The sequence below is a fragment of the Ruegeria sp. BHSA118 genome, from assembly GCF_059613405.1.
In genome coordinates this window covers 1-1,197 of record NZ_JBXWSM010000165.1, presented here as the reverse complement: position 1 = coordinate 1,197, position 1,197 = coordinate 1, and the positions used below count along the sequence as shown (strand labels likewise).

The 1,197-nt window shown below is 68.3% G+C and carries 2 protein-coding genes; one reads left to right on the top strand and one right to left on the bottom strand.

All coding sequences use genetic code 11. The features are described from left to right. Positions 1-629 (top strand): aspartate/glutamate racemase family protein (locus AC2FNN_RS21670; RefSeq protein ID WP_496760594.1); only part of this gene is annotated, 629 nt, incomplete at its 5' end. 209 nt (positions 630-838) lie between these two features. Here the strand turns inward: AC2FNN_RS21670 and AC2FNN_RS21665 are convergent. Continuing rightward, positions 839-1,048, bottom strand: coding sequence for a MoaD/ThiS family protein (locus AC2FNN_RS21665; RefSeq protein ID WP_496760596.1), 210 nt, complete (start codon positions 1,046-1,048; stop codon positions 839-841). Positions 1,049-1,197: the final 149 nt, after the last annotated feature.

Here is a 1,197-nt window from a genome sequence, read left to right as displayed (position 1 = left end):
CCTTTCCGGTGCATTACCGGGTGGTGCGCGGCGCCTCACCCGACAAGGTGGTGCGCGGAGATCCCCGCGCGCTGCTCGACGCCTTTGTCGAGGCGGGGCGCGATCTGGTGGCCACCGGCGCGGACGGAATCACCACCAATTGCGGCTTTCTCGCGCTGGTTCAGGACGAATTGCGCGCGGCCCTCGGCGTGCCGGTGGCGACCTCTTCGCTGATGCAGGTGCCGATGGTACAGGCCCTTCTGCCGCCAGGCAGAAAAGCGGTGATCCTTACCATCTCCAAGGCAACCCTGAGCCCCGCCCATCTGGCCGCCGCCGGCGTGCCTGCGGATACGCCGATCTTCGGCACGGATGGCGGGCGTGCCTTTACCCGCGATATCCTCGGCGACGCACCTCAGATCGACTTCGCCGCCTGCCGTCAGGACATGCTGGATGCGGCCGACGAGATCGTGGCGCAACAACCCGACGCCGGCGCCATCGTTCTCGAATGCACCAATATGGTGCCCTATCCCGCCGATCTGCGCAGGCGCACGGGCCTGCCGGTCTATTCCATCTACTCGATGGTCAAATGGTTTCAATCCGGCCTGATGCCGCGCCGGTTCGCCCAGGACATCGACGACCCGCGCGGTTGACCCGTCGCTTGGGGGGCGCTGCCCCCGTCACCCTCGGTGACTCCCCGGGAAATTTTCGGCAAGAGGAAAGAGCAGATGCCTGCTCCTTCATTCCGCCGCAAATACCCCGGAGCGTGAGGCAGCGCCTCGCTAAAGACCCGCCGCGCAGCGGCGCCCGGCCGAACGCCCGCAGGCGTCCCGCAAGGGGCGCCGAGGGGGGCGGCGGGAGCCTACCCGCCGCGCAGGCGCTGCATCAGATAGACCTCGGCCCCGTCGGGGATCGGTTCGGTCAGGCCCGACGCGATCACGCGACCGTTGATCGTGACGGATACGCCTGCGTCTATCGGCGCCTGCAATTGCGGATGCGCGCGGGTCAGCGCGCGCAGCATCTCGCCGGTGTCGGTGGCCTCGACCTCGACCACCTCCAGCCCACCGGTCAGTGCCCGCAGGCCGGACCAGAGATGAACCTCAACCTTCCGCCTTGAGCGCCGACAGGATGCGCGGCGGCGACATCGGCAAGTTGCGCATGCGCACACCGGCAGCGGCCGAAACCGCATTGGCGATGGCCGCCAGCGGCGGGCAGATCGAG